This window comes from Hydrogenophaga sp. (assembly GCF_051860785.1).
In the GTDB taxonomy this organism is placed as follows: domain Bacteria; phylum Pseudomonadota; class Gammaproteobacteria; order Burkholderiales; family Burkholderiaceae_C; genus Hydrogenophaga.
In genome coordinates, this window is record NZ_JBIMLB010000009.1 from 65,397 (window position 1) to 87,002 (window position 21,606).

At 63.1% G+C, this 21,606-nt stretch carries 20 protein-coding genes, 1 tRNA gene and 1 pseudogene; 9 read left to right on the plus strand and 13 right to left on the minus strand.

The features are described from left to right. The first annotated feature begins 57 nt into the window (after positions 1-57). Together ACTIF6_RS13555 and ACTIF6_RS13560 are read left to right on the plus strand one after the other, a co-directional pair. Positions 58-2,664, plus strand: coding sequence for a hypothetical protein (locus ACTIF6_RS13555; RefSeq protein WP_244386716.1), 2,607 nt, complete (start codon positions 58-60; stop codon positions 2,662-2,664). Between the two features lie 2 nt (positions 2,665-2,666). Then, a complete protein-coding gene (locus ACTIF6_RS13560) occupies positions 2,667-3,095 on the plus strand; it encodes a hypothetical protein (RefSeq protein ID WP_244386715.1) in 429 nt (142 codons plus the stop codon). A gap of 599 nt (positions 3,096-3,694) precedes the next feature. Here ACTIF6_RS13560 and ACTIF6_RS13565 read toward each other — a convergent pair. Together ACTIF6_RS13565 and ACTIF6_RS13570 are read right to left on the minus strand one after the other, a co-directional pair. Beyond that, on the minus strand, positions 3,695-5,053 hold the full coding sequence (locus tag ACTIF6_RS13565) for a tyrosine-type recombinase/integrase (protein ID WP_244386710.1): 1,359 nt from the start codon (positions 5,051-5,053) through the stop codon (positions 3,695-3,697). 222 nt (positions 5,054-5,275) lie between these two features. Continuing rightward, complete coding sequence (locus tag ACTIF6_RS13570) at positions 5,276-6,208, minus strand: YicC/YloC family endoribonuclease (protein WP_439588450.1); 933 nt, start codon at positions 6,206-6,208, stop codon at positions 5,276-5,278. Positions 6,209-6,269: 61 nt separating this feature from the next. On the opposite strand from ACTIF6_RS13570, the gene ACTIF6_RS13575 reads away from it, so the two are divergent. The 5 genes from ACTIF6_RS13575 to hemW all read left to right on the plus strand — a co-directional run bounded on the left by ACTIF6_RS13575 (position 6,270) and on the right by hemW (position 10,804). Next, on the plus strand, positions 6,270-7,277 hold the full coding sequence (locus ACTIF6_RS13575; RefSeq protein ID WP_086124691.1) for a serine/threonine protein kinase: 1,008 nt from the start codon (positions 6,270-6,272) through the stop codon (positions 7,275-7,277). Further along, on the plus strand, positions 7,274-8,173 hold the full coding sequence (locus tag ACTIF6_RS13580; protein ID WP_439588451.1) for a PP2C family protein-serine/threonine phosphatase: 900 nt from the start codon (positions 7,274-7,276) through the stop codon (positions 8,171-8,173). Before ACTIF6_RS13575 ends, ACTIF6_RS13580 begins: the two co-directional genes overlap by 4 nt. Positions 8,174-8,247: 74 nt before the next feature. Then, a complete protein-coding gene (gene rph / locus ACTIF6_RS13585; protein ID WP_439588452.1) occupies positions 8,248-8,985 on the plus strand; it encodes a ribonuclease PH in 738 nt (245 codons plus the stop codon). Continuing rightward, entirely contained in the window at positions 8,982-9,599 is a 618-nt protein-coding gene (gene rdgB / locus ACTIF6_RS13590; RefSeq protein WP_439588453.1) for an RdgB/HAM1 family non-canonical purine NTP pyrophosphatase, read from the plus strand. The genes rph and rdgB overlap by 4 nt, the downstream gene beginning before the upstream one ends. Then, entirely contained in the window at positions 9,596-10,804 is a 1,209-nt protein-coding gene (hemW, locus tag ACTIF6_RS13595) for a radical SAM family heme chaperone HemW (RefSeq protein ID WP_439588454.1), read from the plus strand. Before rdgB ends, hemW begins: the two co-directional genes overlap by 4 nt. On the opposite strand, the gene ACTIF6_RS13600 is transcribed toward hemW, so the two are convergent. Continuing rightward, complete coding sequence (locus ACTIF6_RS13600) at positions 10,801-12,183, minus strand: heavy metal sensor histidine kinase (RefSeq protein ID WP_439588455.1); 1,383 nt, start codon at positions 12,181-12,183, stop codon at positions 10,801-10,803. The two genes, hemW and ACTIF6_RS13600, sit on opposite strands and share 4 nt — an antisense overlap. Continuing rightward, on the minus strand, positions 12,180-12,860 hold the full coding sequence (locus tag ACTIF6_RS13605) for a heavy metal response regulator transcription factor (RefSeq protein ID WP_439588556.1): 681 nt from the start codon (positions 12,858-12,860) through the stop codon (positions 12,180-12,182). Before ACTIF6_RS13605 ends, ACTIF6_RS13600 begins: the two co-directional genes overlap by 4 nt. Before the next feature lie 208 nt (positions 12,861-13,068). Here ACTIF6_RS13605 and ACTIF6_RS13610 point away from each other — a divergent pair, with 208 nt between their 5' ends. After that, on the plus strand, positions 13,069-13,431 hold the full coding sequence (locus tag ACTIF6_RS13610; RefSeq protein ID WP_439588456.1) for a DUF4148 domain-containing protein: 363 nt from the start codon (positions 13,069-13,071) through the stop codon (positions 13,429-13,431). Between the two features lie 190 nt (positions 13,432-13,621). On the opposite strand, the gene ACTIF6_RS13615 is transcribed toward ACTIF6_RS13610, so the two are convergent. The 6 genes and pseudogenes from ACTIF6_RS13615 to ureC form a co-directional block, all read right to left on the minus strand. Then, complete coding sequence (locus ACTIF6_RS13615; RefSeq protein WP_439588457.1) at positions 13,622-14,695, minus strand: acyltransferase family protein; 1,074 nt, start codon at positions 14,693-14,695, stop codon at positions 13,622-13,624. A gap of 437 nt (positions 14,696-15,132) precedes the next feature. Beyond that, positions 15,133-15,220: transfer RNA gene (locus ACTIF6_RS13620), tRNA-Ser, on the minus strand. A 39-nt stretch (positions 15,221-15,259) separates the two neighbouring features. After that, positions 15,260-15,931 (minus strand): urease accessory protein UreG, encoded by a 672-nt coding sequence (gene ureG / locus ACTIF6_RS13625; protein WP_439588458.1) that lies wholly within the window; start codon positions 15,929-15,931, stop codon positions 15,260-15,262. Between the two features lie 19 nt (positions 15,932-15,950). Next, positions 15,951-16,667 (minus strand): urease accessory protein UreF, encoded by a 717-nt coding sequence (locus ACTIF6_RS13630; RefSeq protein ID WP_439588557.1) that lies wholly within the window; start codon positions 16,665-16,667, stop codon positions 15,951-15,953. Continuing rightward, positions 16,660-17,193: pseudogene (gene ureE, locus ACTIF6_RS13635) on the minus strand (urease accessory protein UreE); the annotation flags it as partial. The pseudogene ureE and the gene ACTIF6_RS13630, both read right to left, overlap by 8 nt. 20 nt (positions 17,194-17,213) lie before the next feature. Then, positions 17,214-18,932 carry an urease subunit alpha gene (ureC, locus tag ACTIF6_RS13640; RefSeq protein ID WP_439588459.1) on the minus strand — a complete coding sequence of 573 codons (1,719 nt, stop codon included), beginning with the start codon at positions 18,930-18,932 and terminating at the stop codon, positions 17,214-17,216. A 225-nt stretch (positions 18,933-19,157) separates the two neighbouring features. Between ureC and ACTIF6_RS13645 the strand changes: the two genes are divergently transcribed. Then, positions 19,158-20,294 (plus strand): hypothetical protein, encoded by a 1,137-nt coding sequence (locus ACTIF6_RS13645; protein ID WP_439588460.1) that lies wholly within the window; start codon positions 19,158-19,160, stop codon positions 20,292-20,294. 22 nt (positions 20,295-20,316) lie between these two features. Here the strand turns inward: ACTIF6_RS13645 and ACTIF6_RS13650 are convergent, their stop codons facing one another. Genes ACTIF6_RS13650 through ACTIF6_RS13660 form a run of 3 tightly spaced genes read right to left on the minus strand, consistent with a single transcriptional unit; the run spans position 20,317 to position 21,526 of the window. Beyond that, on the minus strand, positions 20,317-20,625 hold the full coding sequence (locus ACTIF6_RS13650; RefSeq protein WP_439588461.1) for an urease subunit beta: 309 nt from the start codon (positions 20,623-20,625) through the stop codon (positions 20,317-20,319). Between the two features lie 14 nt (positions 20,626-20,639). Next, complete coding sequence (locus tag ACTIF6_RS13655; protein ID WP_439588462.1) at positions 20,640-21,212, minus strand: HupE/UreJ family protein; 573 nt, start codon at positions 21,210-21,212, stop codon at positions 20,640-20,642. 11 nt (positions 21,213-21,223) lie between these two features. Continuing rightward, positions 21,224-21,526 (minus strand): urease subunit gamma, encoded by a 303-nt coding sequence (locus ACTIF6_RS13660; protein ID WP_439588463.1) that lies wholly within the window; start codon positions 21,524-21,526, stop codon positions 21,224-21,226. Positions 21,527-21,606: the final 80 nt, after the last annotated feature.

Consider the following 21,606-nt stretch of genomic DNA (forward strand, 5'->3'; position numbering starts at 1 on the left):
AGACCAGCCAGGCAACTTGGTTCGCCGCGTACCGTCGCCGCCCTGGCAGCCGGGAGCATGATTCTGGTCGGCTGTTCGACACCGTTTTCGCAGTCAGCACGTTATGACCCCGCGGTCGTGTCAGCGGCCGGGACGATCACAGTGTCGGACCCAAAGGTCTACAGCCGTGAGGCGCTGATCAACGAAAGAGCCCGGGAGTTGGCCTTTTTGGACAAGCTGATCGAAGGGGCAGACACAGTAACGTTCAAACCGGACGCGATGCGGGAGACAGAGACCCTATCCGCCGTCACCGCGGCATTCGGACAGACACGTGATCCGGCTGCGGGCCAAAACTTTCGGCAAGCACAGGACCGGAATGCCATTGAGCAGGAGATCGCTCTACTGCGCCGTCAAATTCAGTATGTCCAGCTTCTCAAGGACGCCGAACTGATTCGCGCCGCATTGCCCACGCAGACTGAGCCAGTCAATTCCGACTTGGGCAAGCTGACAACGGATGTGCCCGGTTCGCTTGCTGGCGGGGTTGCGGCTCCGTCGGTTGAAACAGCGTTGACGCGGCTGGATGCGAGGCTGACGGCCCTGACTGCACAGTTGGCTGCGGAAGCTCGCCCTGTGGCACCTACCTCGGTCACCGCCAACCCGTTTGATGAGTTCCGCGACCGGCAGGCCTACCGGAACCTGCTGTACGCCGAACGAAATGCCAGGGCGCTGGACGAACTCCATGATCGCGGCAGCGCGGCCCTGATGCGCGTGAACCTGCAGGCCACCGTCGTTCCAGATCCGGCACATCCGAAGTTGCTGGGTGTGGTGCAGGTCAAGGTCGATCCCTCCACCTTCGACGACGAAGCCAAGTCGCGCTTTTTGTCCGAATGGCTTGACTACGTCAACCTCGGTCCATCCGCGCGGGGGGCAGATGGCAAGTTCACACAGAGATCGACGGCACGGGCCCTCCAGCGTGCACGCGTCTTGGCGATCATCACCGCAGGGGGGTACGAGGTCGCTGTTCCGACGGCAGCCCCTACCGGATCCATCGGCGGGCTGGTCCAAGACTTTGCGGATGCCGAGGAGAGCCGAGGCAAGGACCTCGGGCAGTCCCAGGGCTTGATTGACTCATGGCGTCTGGATCCTGCCGGTCCCTCGAGGCAGGTGCTGGAATCTTTGTGTAGCGGCTCACTACCGGAGAACCTGCACTCCACTGCGGGACAAGAGCGGAAGTTGCTCCTGGAACAGAGGCACTACGCACGCACGCGCGTGTTGACACATCAGTACATCCGGAAGATGGAGCCTTGGCTCGCAGCATTGGGTGATGGTGGCACTTACGCAGCTCAGGTGGAACAGGAACACGAGGCAGCCAGAGAGTATCTGCTGTCGCTCCAGGCAGCGCTCGGGTCGATTCCTGGCTGCGAAAGGACGGCGAGCGCCTTGCAGGTTGATGCGCCGAACATGGCATGGGGACCCCTGATGCAGAGGCTGCAGACGGCCGCGCAGACCGATCGAGCTCGGGTCTATGAGGTCGGGCCCCGCGAGCAGGTTCAGCAGATGTCCACTGTGGCGCGGTCGGCTAACAGCCTCGCCCTTGCCGCATCGATCGCCACCGCCTCGCCGGCCTCCGACCGGGCCGCCGAGGCGGCCTTGGGCTATTCAAGGCAGGCGATGGGCCGTGCAACGACGCTTGAGCGCGTTCCGTCCGTGGTCGGCTACGCAGTTGCGAGCAAGCAGACCTTCGGATGGGTGCTCGGCCCTCGAACGGTTATTGAGCCTGAAGGCCGTATTGGGGTGGAGCAGATGATCAAACCCTACGATCTTTCGGTGGACATGTCGATTCCCTCGTGGTGGCCGACATTGAAGCTCAAGGTCACCACGCTGTGGGGACCTTCGCCGCACGAACTGGCCGATGGCAGCCTAGATGCTGGTGGGCGCAAGCAGTCCACGATCGAGGTTCCGATGCAGCGCCGCTCGCCCGATCTTGACTGGTTCACGAATCAGCTGACGGGCAGCAGCGATCGGGTTGTACGGATCGAGGCGGTCAAGGGCGGGCCAGTGAACGCATGTGGAGCATCGACCCTGCTTGTGTCGGGACGTAATGTCTGGCGTACCGACAAAGTCATGGTTCTTGGTCAACTGTTGGAAGGTAGCGCCATCAGAATCGCGCCCGACATGGCGGGCATCCTGCTCAGCGTCCCAGCGATTTCTCCACTCTCGGGCAAACTCGACCGTGAGATGGTTCTGAGGGTCATCACCTCGTATGGCAGCCACGAACACCCCATCGTCGACAGCGCGAGAGGCGCAGGCGCGGGAGAGTTGGTCTACGTTGCGACACCCTCGGGTGACGATTGCAAGCCCAAGAAGGCTGAAGCCGTTGCGGATCCGAACAAAGTGGTCATCGAGAAGGTGAGTCCAAGTCTGCACTTTTCCGTTCCAGCGGCGTTCGACATTCACATTCAGGGCAAGAACCTCAACAAGGTCAGCAAGGTGACTTTGCACGGTCAGGCTGCAGTCTTGAAGCCGACAGGAGCAACGGCCCTGCAGGTGTCCTTCACAGAGGCCGGCACCAAAAGCATCCCTTCGACAGAGGGCGCCAAGCTTGAGTTCTTCACAAGTGACGGCAAGTCGGAGTCCGTGGTTGAAACCCTGCTTGTGCGCATCGCGCGGGCTCCTGGAGGCTGAACATGCACGTCATCGGGTCTGGCACTGCGCGTCGACACAACTCCGGGGTTTGGCGGATCTTTGGGCCGGGAAGCGTGGAACTGGGGCGCTTCATTCAAACCGACTTCTGGCACATCGAGAACGGGACGCCTGTGTTCTACGTGGACCTCAATCTCGATGGCCTTTGCGAGAACGTGCAGGTGCAGCTTGATGTGGAACGACTGGTCGGAACAGCGATGTCTTCCGCCGGCTTTGCAGCCGGCGCTGAGATTCGCCTGAGAAACTACATCATGGAAGCTCTCTTGGCGTCTCTGAAGCGATCGGGGGCTGATCACGCGGCCTACCGGTCCCGGCTCGTTCAACGGATGGCAGAAGTGAAGGCGGCAGCCGAAGCTCTTCCTTCGAAGAAGGTGACGATTGCGCTCCTCCAGCGCCTGGGGATTTCGGCTTGAGCGAGGGTCGACCGACCTGCGGTTGCTCCTGCTCCTACGACTGCGTTGGAAGGGGCTTGGCACCTGCGTCCAGAGTTGCCAAGGCCTGCCCAGGGCGTTCGAGTTGCAGGGGAGGGGGACACGCCCGCACTGCGCGCGAGCGGCGATGTCTGGGGTGCAAGCGCTGGCGTTGCGCGGCTGCGCATCCGGTGCAACTGGGGTGACACGCATGCGAAGCTCGGCGCGGTGAAAGCGCTGTAGGTGTCAGTCCACTGTTACTGTCCCGGCACCGAAGCGATGGCGGGTAGTGACTCATAAAGCAAGCCCCCGGCTCTGCCGAGGGACTCGCAGAGGTTTGACCGAGTGGTGCGGTCGGGGCTGCCTCTTGCCGACCAAGGAAAGAAGCCGCCGGGTGAAGAGTACTACCCGCCGAGATGGGTTGTGTCTTCGCGGCTCCGGACGGTGCAAGCGCTGCGGGGTGCTGCGCCTTTAGGCGCCGATCTCCCGCGCCCTTTGAGGGATTCCAACATCAAGCCACCGGCTTGGCCGGTGGTGCCTGACTCACGCCGATATCCACGGTCCGCCGCCGGAATCGTGGACGGCGTGAAGTCGCCGGTCTCCTACTCGTTGGCTGCTGCCCTCATGACGAACGCATGCGGCAACTGCCTTGGTGCATAGACAAGTGCGCTTTGCTCCGGTTCCTTCTTCATCAACTCGACGGCGTCCGTGGGGAAGTGAACCGGCTGTCCCCTGCTGATCGCGCCCAGCATCTCACCCCATCGATGCAGCGCCTTCTTCCTTTCGACAAAGTAGTCGTGCTTGTCGTAGACCGCTTGCCTTCCAGGCAACTTGTGATTCAAGGCCCGCTCGGCGACAAAGGGGTCGACACCCAGTGCGCTCAACTGGGTGCGGGCGGTTCGTCGCATGTCGTGCACCGTGAAATGCTCGACGTCGTCCATGGGCAGCCTTTTCAGCGCGACGTTGAGTGTGTCTGGGCTGATGTGTTCAAAGCGGTTTTTGCAGGCGACTCCGTTTCTCTTTCGAACGAGACGGCGCGCTGGGAACAGGTGCTGACTGCCGCACGCGAAGACGATCACTTCCTTGAGCCATTCGACGACCTGCAGCGACAGCGGGATTTCGATGTACGACTTGGTCTTGGTCCGATTGGGGAGCAGCCTCCACACACCTCGTTCAAGGTCAAAATCCGTCACCCTGGCAGACAGCAGTTCCATTTTGCGAACGCAAAGTGCCAGCAGAAGCCAGACGGCGAGCTCATTGATGCGCCCAAAGTTCGGCGTTTCGCGCATGTCCCGAGCGAGCGACATCAGTTCCTCGTAGCTCAAGAAGCGGTCTCGGGGTGTTTCGGTTCCTCCCGCGTCTGACAGGTCGAAGCCGGCGACCGGGTTCGCATCCGTCCATTTGCGCTTGGCGCCGTAGTGGAACATGCGAAACAAGTACCGCATCGCGTCGTTGGCCACGGTCGGGGCACCCGCCTCGACGATTTTCGCGAGAACCGCGTCGATGTGATGAGGCCGAACTTCGTCAATGGCGAGCTTGCCGATCACGGGATAGATGTGGCGGCGCAGCACGCGCTCGACGACCTGCGGGTTCTTGATCTTCCCGAGGATGTGCCTTTCGTACCAGATCTGGCCCAGCCCCTTGACGTCCTCCATCTGAAGGGCCTTGAGCTTCTCCTGGCGCTTCTTGGCGTTGACGTCGACCCCTTGCTGGATCAGCGCCCGGTCGCGGCGAGCAAGTTCTCGCGCGTCTTTCAGTGAGATGTCGGGGTATCGCCCCAACACCTTCTCGTGTCGCCGTGTGGCGATTCGGTATCGAAGGATCCAGGTGGCTTGCCCCTGGCGTGCGGATGACTCTCTCGCAAAGAAGATCAGTCCGCCACCGATCCCCTTGTCCACGGGCCCGGCGGTCAGCCAAGCGCGCAGCGTTCTATCTGAAACATTTTGTGTCAACCCAGACATGATGCGGCCTCCAGAAGTGGATGGCGGGTTGGCGATCTGGAGGGTTGCGAAAGATGGATTCGGAATTCCGAACCCGCCAACGAACCCCCCACGAACCCGCCAAAAAACCCGCCAGAAAGCATGCGCCTGTCTGGGACGGTGTGTTACCTCTTGGAAGAACTTTCCATTGGAAATCAACGGCTTAGGGCATCGATTTAGGGTGGCATGTGCCTCCCTAGGACCTTACTCTAAGTTCTGAACTTGCTCGCGCATCTGCTCGATCAGCACTTTCATGTCCACCGAAATGCGGGTCAGTTCCAGATTGGACGATTTCGACCCCATCGTATTGGCCTCTCGGTGCAGTTCCTGGATCAGGAAATCCAGCCGCTTTCCCACTTCCGAGCCCTTTTTGAGCAAGCGCTCGATTTCGATCAGGTGCGAGTCGAGTCGGGTCAGCTCTTCGGCCACGTCGATGCGGATGGCGAACGCGGTGGCTTCGGTCAGCGCACGATCCTGCGCCATGTCGGAGGTGATGGTGTTGCCCAGGGCCGCCGCGTTGCCAGCGCCAAGGGCTTCATTCCACCGATCGATGAAGCGCTGCCGCTGCTGCGCCACGAGTTGGGGAATCAGGGGTTGAGCATCCTTGGCGAGTTGTCGCAACTGGCCCAGACGGTCCAGCAACATGGCCGCCAGGCGCTTGCCTTCGCGCTCGCGTGCGCTCATGAGGCCATCAAGCGCGGTCTGCGCCAGGCCCACGAGGCCATCATTGAGTTCACCCGGGTTGCCTTGCTGGCGCGCGGTGAGTTGCAAGACCTCGGCCACCGACAAGGGAGCCGCGGTGGGCAGCCAGGTGCGCACGCTGTCCTGCAAGCCCACGAGCTTCTGCAGATCCTGTGCACTGGGCGGGCGGGGCAAGGCGTCGGCTCGGCCTTCGATCCAGGCGCGCACTTCGACCTTGCCGCGCTTGAGGCGCGCCGAGAGCATGTCGCGCAACGCCGGTTCGGTGGCGCGCAGATCGTCAGGCAGCTTGAAGACGAGGTCGAGAAAGCGGCTGTTGACCGAGCGGATTTCCATGCCCAGACCGGGCCTGGACTCGCGTGCCGACTCGCCGGGCCCGGAGGCTGGAGGCCCTCCGAGATGGGCCGTGGCGTAGCCGGTCATGCTGTAAACTGCCATGGAACTGTGCCCCATCGGGTTGAGTGGTCCAAAACGAGGCGTTCCGGAAACCATCCGAATTATGTCAAAGGTCAAACCCGCACCGCTGCCGCCCGATACCGTGATCGGTGGTTACCGCATCGTCCGCAAGCTCGCAGCGGGTGGTTTTGGCGTGGTGTACCTGGCCGTGGACACCGAAGGTCAGCAGGTGGCCGTCAAGGAATACCTCCCTTCGTCTCTGGCCTCACGCGGGCCCGGCGAACTGCTGCCGCAGGTGCAGCCCGAAAAACTCTCGCTTTACCGCCTCGGCCTCAAGAGCTTCTTTGAAGAAGGCCGTGCGCTGGCCCAGATCTCCCACCAGTCGGTGGTGAGCGTGCTCAACTTCTTCCGCGAGAACGAGACCGTCTACATGGTCATGAACTTCCTGGAGGGTGCGTCCCTGCAGGAATTCATCATCACGGCGCGCGAACTCAAGAAGCAGAAGGTGTTCCGTGAGTCGACGATCCGCTCGCTGTACGACGAAGTGCTGCGTGGCTTGCGCATCGTGCACCAGCACAAGATGCTGCACCTGGACATCAAGCCAGCCAACATCTTCGTGACCGACGACAACCGCTCGGTGCTGATCGACTTCGGCGCCGCGCGCGAAGTGCTCAGCAAGGAAGGCAATTTCATCCGCCCGATGTACACGCCGGGCTTTGCCGCTCCCGAGATGTACCGCCGCGATTCCTCCATGGGGCCGTGGACCGACATTTACGCCATCGGCGCCTGCATCTACGCCAGCATGCAGGGCTATCCGCCCAACGATGCGCCCCAGCGGTTGGAGAAAGACCGCCTCTCGCTGGCACTTTCCCGCCTGCGCGGCGTGTACTCCGACAACCTCATCGAGGTCGTGGAATGGTGCATGTCGCTCGATCCCTTGTCCCGTCCGCAATCGGTCTTCGCGTTGCAGAAGGAGCTCAGCCGGGAGACCGAGCGCAGCTACACCAAGCTGACCGTGGCGGAAAAGATGCGCTTGCAGTTTGACAACATCGTCTCCGACAACAAGAAGGCGATGCGCAAGTCCACCGCTGCGGGCACGAAGTTTCGATGAAGTTCTCGGTCTACCAGATCAGTCGCCAGGGGGGCCGGGAGCGAAACGAAGATCGCATGGGCTATGCCTACACCCGCGAGTCCGGTTTGTTCGTGCTGGCCGACGGCATGGGTGGACACCCCGAGGGTGCGATGGCGGCGCAGCTTGCCCTGCAGACTTTCTCGGCCTACTTCCAGAAGGCGGCCAATCCCACGGTCAAGGAAGTGCCGGAGTTTCTCTCCAGCGCGCTCATGGCCGCGCACCACCAGATCATTCGTTACGCTGCCGAAAAAGGCATGCTCGACACGCCGCGCACCACGCTGGTGGCAGGTGTCATGGAGCGTGGCCATGTGCACTGGGTGCATTGCGGCGATTCGCGCCTGTACGTCGTGCGCCATGGCCAGATGCTGACGCGCACGCGCGATCATTCCTACATGGAGCAGCAGGCACACCTGGGCCGCTCCACCGACCACATCAACCGCAACATCCTGTTCACCTGCCTGGGTTCGCCTGCCAAACCCGTGTTCGACCTCTCAGGTCCCGTGCTGCTGCAGCAGGGCGACCGTGTACTGCTGTGTTCCGATGGCCTATGGGGCACGGTGAGCGACGAGGAGATCACCTCCGAGTTGTCGAAGCGGCCACTGGAGCAGGCGGTGCCGGAACTGGTGGAAATGGCCCTCAAGCGCGGTGGCCCGCGCTGTGACAACGTCACCGTGCTGGCCATGGAATGGGAGACGGCCGACGAATTCCAGGCCACCCGTGTGTCCACCGAAGACATCGAGGACGGCGTGTTTGCGTCCACCATCCAGTCGGGCGTACCCGACCCCTCCATCGAGGACATGGACGACGCGGCGATCGAACAATCGATTGCCGAGATCAATGCCGCGATCCGCCGCACGGCAGAGCGCAACACCTGAGGTTTTTCCCATGAGCGCTGCGCCGGGCCGCCCCAAGCGAGCTCGCACCGCAGTGCATAGCACGTAGGTTCCATATGAGCGAATTTTCTCGACCCGGCCAGCGGGCCGCCGATGCCCTGCGCCCGGTGCGCATCTCCCGCCACTACACCATGCACGCCGAAGGCTCAGTGCTCATCGAGTTCGGGCATACGAAGGTGCTGTGTACCGCCTCTGTGGAAGAGCGGGTACCGCCGCACAAGCGCGGCAGTGGCGAAGGCTGGGTAACGGCCGAATACGGCATGCTTCCTCGCGCCACTCACACGCGAAGCGACCGCGAAGCCGCCAAGGGCAAACAAAGCGGGCGCACGCAGGAAATCCAGCGCCTCATCGGGCGCTCCATGCGCGCGGTGTTCGATCTGAAAGCGCTGGGCGAGCGCACCATTTCGCTCGATTGCGACGTGATCCAGGCCGACGGTGGCACGCGCACGGCCAGCATCACCGGGGCTTTCGTGGCCGCGCACGATGCGGTGTCGAAACTGCTGGCCAGCGGCACGATCGCGGCTTCCCCGATCAAGGACCACGTGGCTGCGATCTCCGTGGGCATCCTTCAGGGCATGCCACTGCTCGATCTGGAGTACGTGGAAGACTCGGCTTGCGACACGGACATGAATGTGGTGATGACCGGCGCTGGCCATTTCGTTGAAGTGCAGGGCACCGCCGAGGGCGTGGCTTTCACGCGCAAGGAGATGGACGCCCTGCTGGCGCTGGCGGAAAAAGGCATTGGTGAACTGGTGCAGTTGCAGCGCGCCGCCCTGGAGCTGAAGCCGGCATGAAGCTGGTGCTGGCCTCCAACAACCGGGGCAAGTTGGCCGAACTGCAAGCGCTGTTCGCCCCGCTGGGCGTCGAACTCGTGCGGCAGGCCGACCTGGACATTCCCGAGGCACCCGAGCCGCACCGCACCTTCGTGGAAAACGCCCTGGCCAAGGCGCGCCATGCCGCGCGCCTGAGCGGCCTGCCCGCGCTGGCCGACGACGCGGGCTTGTGCGTGGATGCCTTTGGTGGCCTGCCCGGCGTGGACACCGCCTACTACGCCACGCAGTTCGGCTACCCCAAGGGCGACGACCACAACGTGCGCGCGCTGCTGGAGCAGATGGCCGGTGTGTCCGATCGCCGCGCCGCGCTCGTGAGCACGCTGGTGGCGCTGCGCAGCGCCGACGATCCCGAGCCTCTGGTGGCCACCGGCCGCGCGCCCGGGATCATCACGCATGAACCCGTGGGCGAGGGCGGTTTCGGTTTCGATCCGGTGATGTACATCCCCGCCTTCGGCAAGACCTTCGCGCAGTTGCCCACCGAGGTAAAGAACGCCAACAGCCACCGCGGCCGTGCGGCGCAGCGCATGCTGGATTTGATGCGCGAACAGTGGTTTGCGCCCGCTCACACGCCATGACCCACGCGAACGACGTCCGCCACTGGATGCGCCCGGGTACGTTGCAGCTGCAAAGCCTGCCGCCTCTCTCGCTCTACATCCACCTGCCCTGGTGCCTGAAGAAGTGCCCCTATTGCGATTTCAACTCGCACGAGTGGAGCGCCACCGCCGCCGAGGGCGAGGGAATGCCGGAGCAGCGCTACCTCGACGCCCTGCGCGCCGATCTGGAGGCATCGCTGCCGCTGATCTGGGGTCGCACGGTGCACAGCGTGTTCATCGGCGGTGGCACGCCCAGCCTTTTTTCGCCCGAAGCGATCGACCGCCTGCTCGGTGACGTGCGTGCGCGCCTTCGTCTGGACGCCGACGCCGAGATCACGCTCGAAGCCAATCCGGGCACTTTCGAGAAAGACCGCTTCCGCGCGTTCCGCCAGGCGGGCGTCACGCGCCTTTCGATTGGCGTGCAGAGCTTCAACGACGCTCACCTCAAGGCACTGGGCCGTGTGCATGATCGCGCGCAGGCGCTGGCCGCCGTGGAAGAGGCAGCGCAGGCGTTTGACACCTTCAACCTCGACCTCATGTACGCGCTGCCCGGGCAGACGCTGGCCGACCTGGAGACGGACGTGCGCACCGCGCTCGCGTTCTCGCCGCCCCACCTGTCTGTCTACCACCTCACGCTGGAACCCAATACCTACTTTGCCAAGTACCCGCCCAAGCTGCCGCCGGAGGACGAGGCCTGGGCCATGCTGGATCGCATCACCGAACTCACCGCAGAGGCCGGTTTGCAGCGCTACGAGGTATCGGCCTACGCGCGTGAGGGCCACCGCTGTGCACACAACCTGAACTACTGGCAGTTCGGCGACTACCTGGGCATTGGTGCAGGGGCGCACGGCAAGTTGAGCTTCGCGCACCGCGTGGCCCGGCCTGTGCGTGTGCGCGAGCCGCGCCTGTACATGGAGCGTGCGCTGGCGGGTGATGCGGTGGCGAGTGCAGAAGAGGTCAAACGCGCCGAGTTGCCCTTCGAGTTCATGCTCAACGCCCTGCGTTTGCGAGAGGGTTTTGAGTTGCAGCGCTTCATGGATCGCACCGGGCTTCCCCTCTCCAGTATCGAGCCCGCACTCCAGCAAGGCTTGCAGAAAGACCTGATCGAACGCGATGCAAGCCGCGTGTGGCCGACGGAGCGCGGCTTCGACTTCCTCAGCGACCTGCAGGCGCTTTTCCTGCCTTAGCCAGTCTGCAGGCTGAAGCCCACCCGGGTGGTGCCGCCACTCGACTCGGCGGCCGGAAAACCATCGTGCATGCGCGCGATGGCCGCCACGATGGACAGGCCCAGCCCGTGGTGAGGTTTTTCCAGTTCACAGCGCGACGTGTCGGCGCGGAAGAAGCGATCGAACAGGCGCGGCAGGTGTTCAGGCTCGATGGCCGGGCCCACGTTCTCCACCCACAGTCGAACGGAATCACCCGATTCACGTGCGATAAGCACGCCCAGCTTCGTGCCCCTGTCCGCGTAACGAATGGCGTTGCCCAGCAAGTTGGACAACGCGCGCTTGACCAGAGGCTCATCCAGCGAGACCTCGGCATCACCCTGAACGGCCACGCTCAGGTGTTTTTCCTCCAGCGGGGCCTCGTGGAATTCCACCACCTGCTCAACCAGCTGCGCCACGCTCACCGGCGCACCGCGCCGCGCTTTGATGCCACGATCAGCCTGCGCCAGAAACAGCATGTCGTTCACGATGGCGGCCATGCGGTGCAGTTCTTCCAGGTTGGAGTGGAGCGTTTCCTCCAGGTCCGCCGCACTGCGTTCGCGGCTGAGCGCCACCTCCGTCTGGCCGATCAGGTTGGCCAGCGGCGTACGCAATTCATGAGCCACGTCCGCGTTGAAGCCTTCGAGCTGTACGTAGGTGCGCTCCACCCGGGTCATGAGTCCGTTGAACTGGTCGATCAGGGGCTGCAACTCTTCCACCGGCTCGGCCAGCGTGAGGCGCTGGCCCAGACGCCGTGCGTCGATGGCCTTGGTCTGCCCGGCCAGATCGATCAAGGGCCGCAGGCTGCAGCGAACGCGCCAGAAGGTGCCCCACCCGACCAGGGCCGCCCCGGCCAGCACCGAGCCGACCAGCAGCAAGGCCATGCGCCGCGCCGTCTTGGCGTCCTGCGAGCAATCCAGCACCACCTTGCCCACCAGCGCGGTCCCGCCCGTCACCGGCACGGTGAAGTCCATGGGCCTTGAGGCTGGCGCGGTCACATCGAACGTGGGCGCGGCGTCGCGGTAGAGCTCGCTGCCATCGGCGCGGTGCATCTGCACGAATGTGCCCGGCCGCCGCTCGGCCAGCCAGGCGAGTTTGGCCTTGACCTCCGCTTCACCGCCCTGCGCCTCTGCATCGCGCACCACGTCGACCAGCACCGCCGTGTAGCTGCGCAGCTCTTCCTCGTGCTTGGCCACGAACAGCATCGTGGTGGCGCCGTAGATGATCGCCAGCAGAACACCCAGTCCGATCACGGTCTGGATCGCCAGCAGCAGCGAAAGGCGCCGCCCGATGGAGTAGGCGCAAGGCGCGACGGCAGGCTTGTCACCCTGCACGGTTGAGGTGTCCAGCGTGGTGGTGTTCATGCACGCTCCTCCAGCACATAGCCCATGCCGCGCACGTTGTGCAGCAGCTTGGGTTTGAACGGATCGTCCATCTTCGATCGCAGGCGGCGCACGGCCACCTCCACCACATTGGTGTCGGAGTCGAAGTTCATGTCCCAAACCTGCTCTGCAATGGTGGTGCGCGAGAGAATCTGGCCCTTGCGCCGCGCCAGCAACGCCAGCAGCGCGAACTCCTTGGCGGTGAGGTCCAGCCGCTGGCCAGATCTCCAGGCCTTGCGACTGAGCAGATCCATCTCCAGATCGCTCACTGCCATGCGGGTGTTGGCCGCTTCGGTGGCGGAGGGGCCGCGCCGCAACAGGGCTGCCACGCGCGCCAGCAGTTCGGAGAATGCGAAGGGCTTGACGAGGTAGTCGTCGGCACCGGCCTGCAGTCCCTGCACGCGGTCCTCCACGCGGTCCCGCGCGGTCAGCATCAGCACCGGTGTGCCGCGCTTCTCGCGCAGCGCGGCGAGCACGCCAAAGCCGTCGATGCCGGGCAGCATGATGTCAAGCACCACCAACTGGTAGTCGCCCTCCAGCGCGAGGTAGCGCCCTTCAATGCCATCGCGCGCCACGTCCACGGTATAGCCGGCCTCGGACAGACCGCGCTTGACGTAGTCCGCCAGCTTGGATTCGTCTTCGATGACCAGCACACGCATGTTCAGGGGGCCCAGGAGGGTGGAGGAAGCGGCGTTCACATGAACGCTACGCGAAGCTGAATTGTCGCGGATGGTCCGTTTTTGCTGGATTACGAATTGGTAATTCTCGCGTGCGGAAAACGAAAGACCCGGTTTCTACAGTCTCTCCTGTGCCGAACACAACGCGGCGCAGAAACCCGATCCAACCACCCTCTCACAAGGAACCATCATGAAACTCTCCACCCGCATTCTTCTGCCCATCGCCCTGACCGTTGCCGCCGGCGCTTCTTTCGCCGAAGGTCCCATCCAGGGCAACGAAGTGTTTTCCTTCACCTCGCAAGCCAGCCACGCCGACGTCCGCAGTCAGGCCATTGCTGCCCGCAACGCCGGCCTGATCGCCAACGGCGAGATCACCCCGGTGCAGAAGACCGAAGCGATCGGCAAAACCCGCGCGCAGGTGGTCGCAGAAACCGACGAAGCCCGCCGCCTGGGCCTGCTGTCGATTGGCGAAGAAATGAAGTTTGCCACTCCGGCCCAAGCCGAGCAGATCCGCCTGGCGGGCGTGCAGGCCAATCAACTCGCTTCAAAGTAACCGGCGCTAAGGAGTTCCACTACCCGCATGATTGCGGGTGATTTGGGGCGGTCATGGATCTCGGGAGCTCTCAGTTTGCAGCTCTGGTGGGCTGCAATTGCTGGGAAATCTTTGATGTTCCATGACGCTGTGGCCTTCCCGCAGCAACTAGGTTGGCGCCCGCCAGTGGCTGTGAATTTTGCATACCAAATCAGGTCGACGCGAGAGTCCGCCGCTTGCCGGTATAGACCTTCCTCAAGTAACGGCTTAGAGGGTTTTCCAAATAAGCATAAACCAGGATGCCAACCCACAAACAAGTCGCCATTGCCACAACAGCAAAGGCAATGGCGTTCAGGCTACTGCCACTGGTTTCAAACAGGCGCGGCCAAAGTATCCGGAGTATTCCAAGGGTAAATATGTGGCTCAGATAAATGGCATACGTGGCATCCCCCAAAACTTTCAAGCTGCGAACTCTCCAGCGCAAGAATCCCGAATTGAGTGAGCCGGCGACAATGAGGGTTGCTCCAAGAATGTCAAGGTACTTGCTTGCAGAGGACATGCTGTTGAATATCAAGAATGCCCAGCCCGATATGAAGATTGCAATTCCCCAGGCGATTGAAAAAATACCGTTCTGACGATCGAGCCAGAGCTTGCCCAGAAGTACGCCAGTCGCAAATTCAAGCAAGATCGGGCTGGTGTAAGTGACCAATAGGGCGGAATCAAACGGACTGCTGACGATTCCCCAGATTACCAGTCCCACCAGCACCAGCACCAACGACTCAAGTCGTAAATTCTTGGGAAGCAATAGTGTCAAAGCAAAGATGGCATAGAAGAACATCTCGAAATTCAGCGTCCAACCGGGGACCAATAGCGGAAAGATGTTGTCTGGAAAAGAAAGAGAGTAATGGGGAATGAATAGAAGGCTTTGAACGAATGTTTGAGGCGTGAGGATCAGTGTCTTGAAGAGGCTGGGGGCAGCAATCCAGATCAGGCACATCAGACTGGTGAGAAGCCAGTACAAGGGGGCGACCCGTATGATTCGACGCATCATGAATTCACCAGCGCCAATGGTGGTGCCAGCCGTTGTGACATACATGATGAAGCCGCTGATCACAAAAAAAATATCCACTCCAGCTGTGCCAAAAGAGCCGGGTAGATAACCTTCAAATGCGGGAATCTGTCCTCTTGTATGGTGATAGACCACCATCATCGCTGCTATTCCCCGGAGATATTGTATGGGGAGAACCGTATCAGGTTGGGATGTTGGAGCCATGGATTTGGTCATGATATGCGATCAAGTCGGCATTGACTAATTAATTGGACTTGAAGGCCGTAATGGTTGGATAAAGTGGTCTGGATTCCCTAATCAGTCGGCATCTTCACGATTTACCCCCGTCATGAAGAAAATGGATTTTCGCCTTGAACGTCTGATTTCGATGGGTATCTCCACCCCTCACTGTGAGAAATCTCACTCTTGATTGATGCGTGTGCTGCCTTGTCGCAAGGTCAGATCACGATGAGGGAGTTGACGGCCCAACCATCGGAGATTGGTCTATCACTTGTGGATGGCATACAGGCCGCGCGTGGCGTCAGCCCGTCCGGCCGGATGTCACGACACGAGGTCTTGCAACAGAGACGCGCAATCCATTGCGGTGAGCGTGGCCCGCGGAGGGAGACGTTGGGTGGGCAGTTGCGAAATGCTGGGCCAGCGTGAGCCCGACGTGGCGGAGACGGTGAGATTCGAACTCACGGACGGTTGCCCGTCGGCAGTTTTCAAGACTGCTGGTTTAAACCACTCACCCACGTCTCCAGGTGCGAAAGCAATGCCCGCGATTCTAGCTTGCGCGCCTCAGACGAGTGCGGGAGCAGCCTCTCGCAGCATGCCGCGCGTTTCAATGAACTTCACCACTTCCTCCACACCAGAGAGCGTCTTGAGGTTGGTCATGACCCAAGGACGGCGTGTGCTGTCCGGGCGCATGCGCGAGGTATCGGTCTTCATCACCTCCAGGTCGGCGCCCACGTGTGGCGCGAGGTCGATCTTGTTGATGACGAAGAGGTCGCTCTTGGTGATGCCGGGGCCGCCCTTGCGCGGAATCTTCTCGCCGGCTGCTACGTCGATCACGTAGATGGTGAGGTCGGAGAGCTCGGGGCTGAAGGTGGCGGCCAGGTTGTCGCCGCCGGATTCGATGAACACCACGTCGGCGTTGGGAAACTGCTCGAGCATGCGGTCGATGGCCTCGAGGTTGATCGAGGCGTCTTCGCGAATGGCGGTGTGCGGACAGCCGCCGGTCTCCACGCCCATGATGCGCTCGGCCGGCAGCGCGCCGCTCACGGTCAGCAGGCGCTGGTCTTCCTTGGTGTAGATGTCGTTGGTGATGGCGACCAGGTCGTAGCGTTCCCGCATCGCCTTGCACAGCATTTCCAGCAGTGTGGTCTTGCCCGAACCCACCGGGCCACCGATGCCCACGCGCAGCGGTGGCAGGGATTTGGTGCGGTGGGCAATGTGGTGCAGAGCATTCATCGATGTCTCCTTGTTGTTGTCACGAGCGGAAAAGGCGAGAGTACTGCGTTTCGTGGCGCGCGGAAAGAATGGCCAGCTGGGGCGTGAAGGCCTGGCGGCGTTCGTCTGGCAAGGCGAGTGCGTGGTCCACGGCATCGGGGATCTGCTGCGCCATGCGGGCCAGCATGCGCTGGCCGGCACTCTGTCCCAGCGGCACCGACTTGATGGCGGCCTGCACCATGTTTTCCGTCCAGCCGAAGGCGTAGCCCAGCAGGCTGTCGCGCACGCTCACATCGGCGCGCGCGGCGGCGCACGCGCAGGCCACGGGGTAGGTGGGTGGGTCGAGTCGCGCGGCCTGCAACAGCTCGAACACGCCTGCGCCCAGTTCACCGAGCTGTCGTGCCCATTCCAGCAGCGAGCGTCCCATCTGCTCGCTTTGCAGACGGAACTCGAGCGTCTCGCGGGTGTGCAGCATCCATTGGTTGAGTTCGTGGATGCGGGCGAGGTCGTTGCGACGCCAGGCTGGGATGGCCTGGGCCACCACCGCCAGGTCGGCGCGCGCCAGGCCCAGATGCAATTGGTCGCAGAGCCATTCCGCTGCAGTTCCTTCGTCCTTCACCAGGCCGGCGTCCACGGCGGCTTCCAGGCCTTCCGAGTAAGAGAATCCACCCACCGGCAAAGCCGGCGAGGCCAGCCAGAGAATCTGAAGCAATCCCGCCGCGGAGCGCGCCGACTCGCTCGGCTCAGCCGTGGTCATGTCCGTGCGAGTGTGGGGCGTGGCTGTGGCCGTGGTGGTGGCCATGGCCTTGATTCGTGCCCTGGGCTCCGTAGGCGCCGCCTTCGGGTTCGAAGGGTTCGCGCGCCTCCGCCACGGTGAGGTGCATGGCGCGCAGCATGTCGGCCAGCACGTGATCGGGTTCGATCTTGAGGTGATCCGGCTGCAATTCGATCGGCACATGCCGGTTGCCCAGGTGGTAGGCCGCCCGCATGAGGTCGAAGGCTTGCTCATGCGCGGGGTGGTCGGGGCAGGCGGTGATGCGCAGCACCGGCTGCGGCGCGGCCACCACGCGCAGCAACGAGCCATCCTGTGTGAGCAGCACGTCGCCACCGCGCACCACGGTGCCGCGAGGCAGGAACACGCCCACGTGGCGCTCGTCGGACGCGGTGGCGTCAAAGCGGCTCTTCTGCCGCACATCCCAGTCCAGCACGAGTTGGGCGGCGCGCTGCACCAGACTGGGCGCCAGGCCTTTGCCTTTGGGGATCAACTTGGAGACTTGCAACATCTAGGGCCTGATCTAGGGCATCAGAAGAGGAAATAGCGCTGCGCCATGGGCAGCACACTGGCGGGCTCGCAGGTGAGCAACTGGCCGTCGGCACGCACCGCGTAGGTCTGCGGATCAATCTCCATCTTCGGCAGCAGGCTGTTGTGCACCATGTGCGCCTTGGTGACACCGCGGCAGTTCTGCACGGCCATCAGAGGCTTGTGCAGCCCGAAGCGCTCGCCCACGCCGGCCGAGAGCCCGGCCTGCGAAACGAAGGTGAGGCTGCTCTTGGCCAGCGCACCGCCGTAGCTGCCGAACATGGGCCGGTAGTGCACCGGCTGGGGGGTGGGAATGGACGCGTTGGGGTCGCCCATGGCGGCCAGCGCGATGCTGCCGCCCTTGATCACGATGGTGGGTTTCACGCCGAAGAAGGCCGGCTTCCAGACCACCAGGTCGGCCCATTTGCCCACTTCCAGCGAGCCGACCACATGCGAAATGCCGTGTGCGATGGCGGGATTGATCGTGTACTTGGCGATGTAGCGCCTGACGCGGAAGTTGTCGTTGCGCGCGTTGTCCTCGGGCAGCGTGCCGCGCTGGCTCTTCATCTTGTCGGCCGCCTGCCAGGTTCGGATGATCACCTCGCCCACGCGCCCCATGGCCTGGCTGTCGCTGCTCATCATGCTGATGGCGCCCATGTCGTGCAGGATGTCCTCGGCCGCGATCGTCTCGCGGCGGATGCGACTTTCGGCGAAGGCCAGGTCTTCGGCAATGCCCGCATCGAGGTGGTGGCACACCATCAGCATGTCCACATGCTCGTCGAGCGTGTTGACCGTGTAGGGCATGGTGGGATTGGTGGAGGAGGGCAGGAAGTTGGCCTCCCCCACCACGCGCAGGATGTCGGGTGCGTGGCCACCGCCCGCGCCTTCGGTGTGGAAGGCGCACAGCGTGCGGCCTTTGGTGGCCGCGATGGTGTTCTCCACGAAGCCCGATTCGTTGAGCGTGTCGCTGTGGATGGCGACCTGCACATCGGCCTCCTCGGCCACGGCCAGGCAGTTGTCGATGGCCGCAGGCGTGGTTCCCCAGTCTTCGTGCAGCTTGAGACCGATCACACCGGCGCCGATCTGTTCGTGCAGCGCGGCCGGCAGGCTGGCGTTGCCTTTGCCCAGGAAACCCAGGTTCATCGGCAGACCGTCGGCCGCCTGCAGCATCCGTTCGATGTGCCAGGGGCCGGGCGTGCAGGTGGTGGCAAAGGTGCCGGTGGCCGGGCCGGTGCCGCCACCCAGCATGGTGGTGATGCCCGACGTGAGAGCTTCGTCCACCTGCTGGGGGCAGATGAAATGGATGTGGCTGTCGATGCCACCGGCTGTGACGATGTGGCCCTCGCAACTGATGACTTCGGTGCCGGGACCAATGACGATGTCCACGCCGGGCATGGTGTCTGGGTTGCCGGCCTTGCCGATGGCGACGATGCGTCCGCCCTTGAGGCCGATGTCGGCCTTGACGATGCCCCAGTGGTCGACGATGACCGCGTTGGTCATGACCGTGTCCACCGTGCCTTCCGCGCGCGTGCGCTGGCTCTGCGCCATGCCGTCGCGGATGGTCTTGCCGCCACCGAACTTCACTTCCTCGCCGTAGCCTCCCGCGTTGAGCGTGAAATCTTTCTCGATTTCGATCATGAGGCCGGTGTCGGCCAGGCGAAGGCGGTCGCCCACGGTGGGACCGAACATGTCGGCATAGGCGCTGCGGGAAATGGTGCTCATGGATTTTTTTGCCTTGCGATGGTGTCGGCATGTGTTGCTGCTTCGTCGCACGATGTGTAAACCCCATACACACAACGTTGCACGTTGCATCAATGCCTAACGGATGTCGGCGCTGACTTCGCCTACGATCTGATCGCTCGACTTCAGCACAGATCGTGCCAGCCATTGTCCACCGCAGCCTGGGTGAGACGCCGGAATTCCCTCTCTTCCAATACCGCCAGAACCATGCATGATCCCGCATTCCGTTTGCCTTTCTCCTTGCGCACCAGCGCCGTTCTTCTTGCGGTGATGGGCCTCGCGGCCTGCGGTGGCGGCGGGGGAGACGCTGATGGCTCGACCGGTGCGCCCGGCACGGTGGTGACACCCGGTGCACCGGGCACGCCCGGGACCTCGGGTGGTCAGGTATCCGTGCCGGCGGCAGGTCAGCCCGTGGACACCAGCCAGCCCGATCAGGTGGTTGGCACGGGCACTCCCGCCAGTTGCACCGGGCAGGCTGTGGTGAACGCGGTGGCACTCGGTGGCAAGATCCGTTTCAACTGTGGACCCGATCCGGTGACCATCACCCTGGGAGCCACGGCCAAGGTGTTCAACAACCGGCCCGATGTGACCCTGGACGGCCAGGGTCTTGTCACGCTGAGTGGCGGTGGTGTCCGGCGCATCCTCTATCAGAACACCTGCGATCCCGCTCAGGTCTGGACCACACCGAACTGCAACGACCAGGAGACGCCCCGGCTCACGGTGCAGAACATGCGCTTTGCCAATGGCAACTCCACTGGGGAAACAGCTGAAGGCGGGGGTGGCGGTGCCATCTTCGTGCGAGGCGGTCAGTTCAAGATCGTCAACAGCGTCTTCACCAACAACCGTTGCGATCCGACCGGACCGGACGTGAGCGGCGGCGCCGTCCGAGTGCTCGACATGTACCAGGACCGGCCGGTATATGTGGTGAAAAGTACGTTCGGTGGCGGTGCCGGCCTGGGCAACAGCTGCTCCAACGGAGGTGCGCTGGGCAGCATCGGCGTTTCGTACAGCATCTACAACAGCCTGTTCACCCACAACACAGCCGTGGGCAACGGTGCCAATCCTGCGCAGCCGGGAACGCCGGGCGGCGGCAGCGGAGGAGCCATCTACAACGATGGTGGTGCGTACACCCTCTCCATCAATGGCAGCGTCGTGAGCGACAACTCGGCGATCGAAGGGGGCAGCGCGGTCTTCTTCGTAGGCCTCTCGGGCTTCATGAACCTGACCGACTCGGTGTTCGTGCGCAACCCCGCGTCGCGTTTCGGCACCAGTGGCCTGCCAGGCTTCTACGTGCTGGCCTCGCCCGGGCAGCCGGTGGTGACCCGGACCACCATTTCCTACTGAGTCAGTACCGCCGGGCGGTTGCTCAGTCCAGCGCGCCCTGGACCAGGCCGCGAAAGCCGTACACAGTGCGGTCGCCCACGTAGGCCACGAGTTCAATGGTGCGTTGCTGGCCAGGCTCGAAGCGCACGGCGGTGCCGGAGGCGATGTTCAGGCGCATGCCGCGTGCGGCTGTGCGGTCGAAGTCCAGCGCGCCGTTGGTCTCGGCAAAGTGGTAGTGAGAACCGACCTGGATGGGGCGGTCTGCCGTGTTCTTCACCACCAGGGTGAGGGTGCGGCGGCCGGGGTTGAGCGCGTGTTCGCCCGCGTCGGTGAAGAGTTCGCCGGGGATCATGCGGTGTCCTTGCTTCAGCTGGCCAGCAGGCCCCAGGCCATGTTCAGGCCCATCAGGGCCACGATGCCGCCGGCCACGCGCGGCAGCCAGTGGTTGGCGCGCTTCAGACCCAGTCCGAGGCCGATGCCCACGGTGTGCAGCAACGCGGTGCCCAGCACCATGCCGGCCAGCGCGACACCAACGCCAAGTTCCTGACCGTGGGCCGCCCCGTGAAACAGCGCAAAAGTGCCGACCAGCACCGCGCCCGTGGCCTCACGCAGCTTCACCTGCGCCGCGAGCAGCAGGCCCACAACCAGCATGGAGGCCGCGATCATCGGCTCGATGGCCGGAAAGGCCACGCCCGCCTGTGCCAGCAGGGCACCCACGAGCAGCAGGGCGGCAAAGGAAACAGGGGCGATCCACAGGCGTTTGGTGGTCATGGCGCTCCACACGCCCACGGCCAGCATGGCGGCCAGGTGGTCCAGTCCCGTGACGGGGTGCAGGAACCCGGTCAGAAGGCCTCCGTGGTCGTGGGCCTCGCCCACGTGCGCGGCAGCGGAAAACGACACGGTGGCGAGGGCAATGGCGATGAGGTGTCTGTATTTCATGGCGGAGTGCTTCATGGGATCGGTTGGTGCACGGTCACGAGCTTCGTGCCGTCTGGAAAGGTTGCCTCCACCTGGATGTCCGGGATCATGTCGGCGATGCCTTCCATCACGTCGGCGCGGGTCAGCACGTTGCGGCCTTCGCTCATGAGCTGGGCCACGTTCTTGCCGTCGCGCGCGCCTTCCATCACCGCTGCGGTGATGAGGGCGATGGCTTCGGGGTGGTTGAGCTTGAGTCCGCGTGCCTTGCGCCTTTCGGCGAGCAGGGCGGCGGTGAAGATCAGCAGCTTGTCTTTTTCCCGGGGCGTGAGTTCCATGGTGGTGCGCTTGCTCTGCGGTCCTGTTTGAAAGGCTGATCAGCAATTCCCATGCCCTGCATCGCCGCGTGGCATGAAAG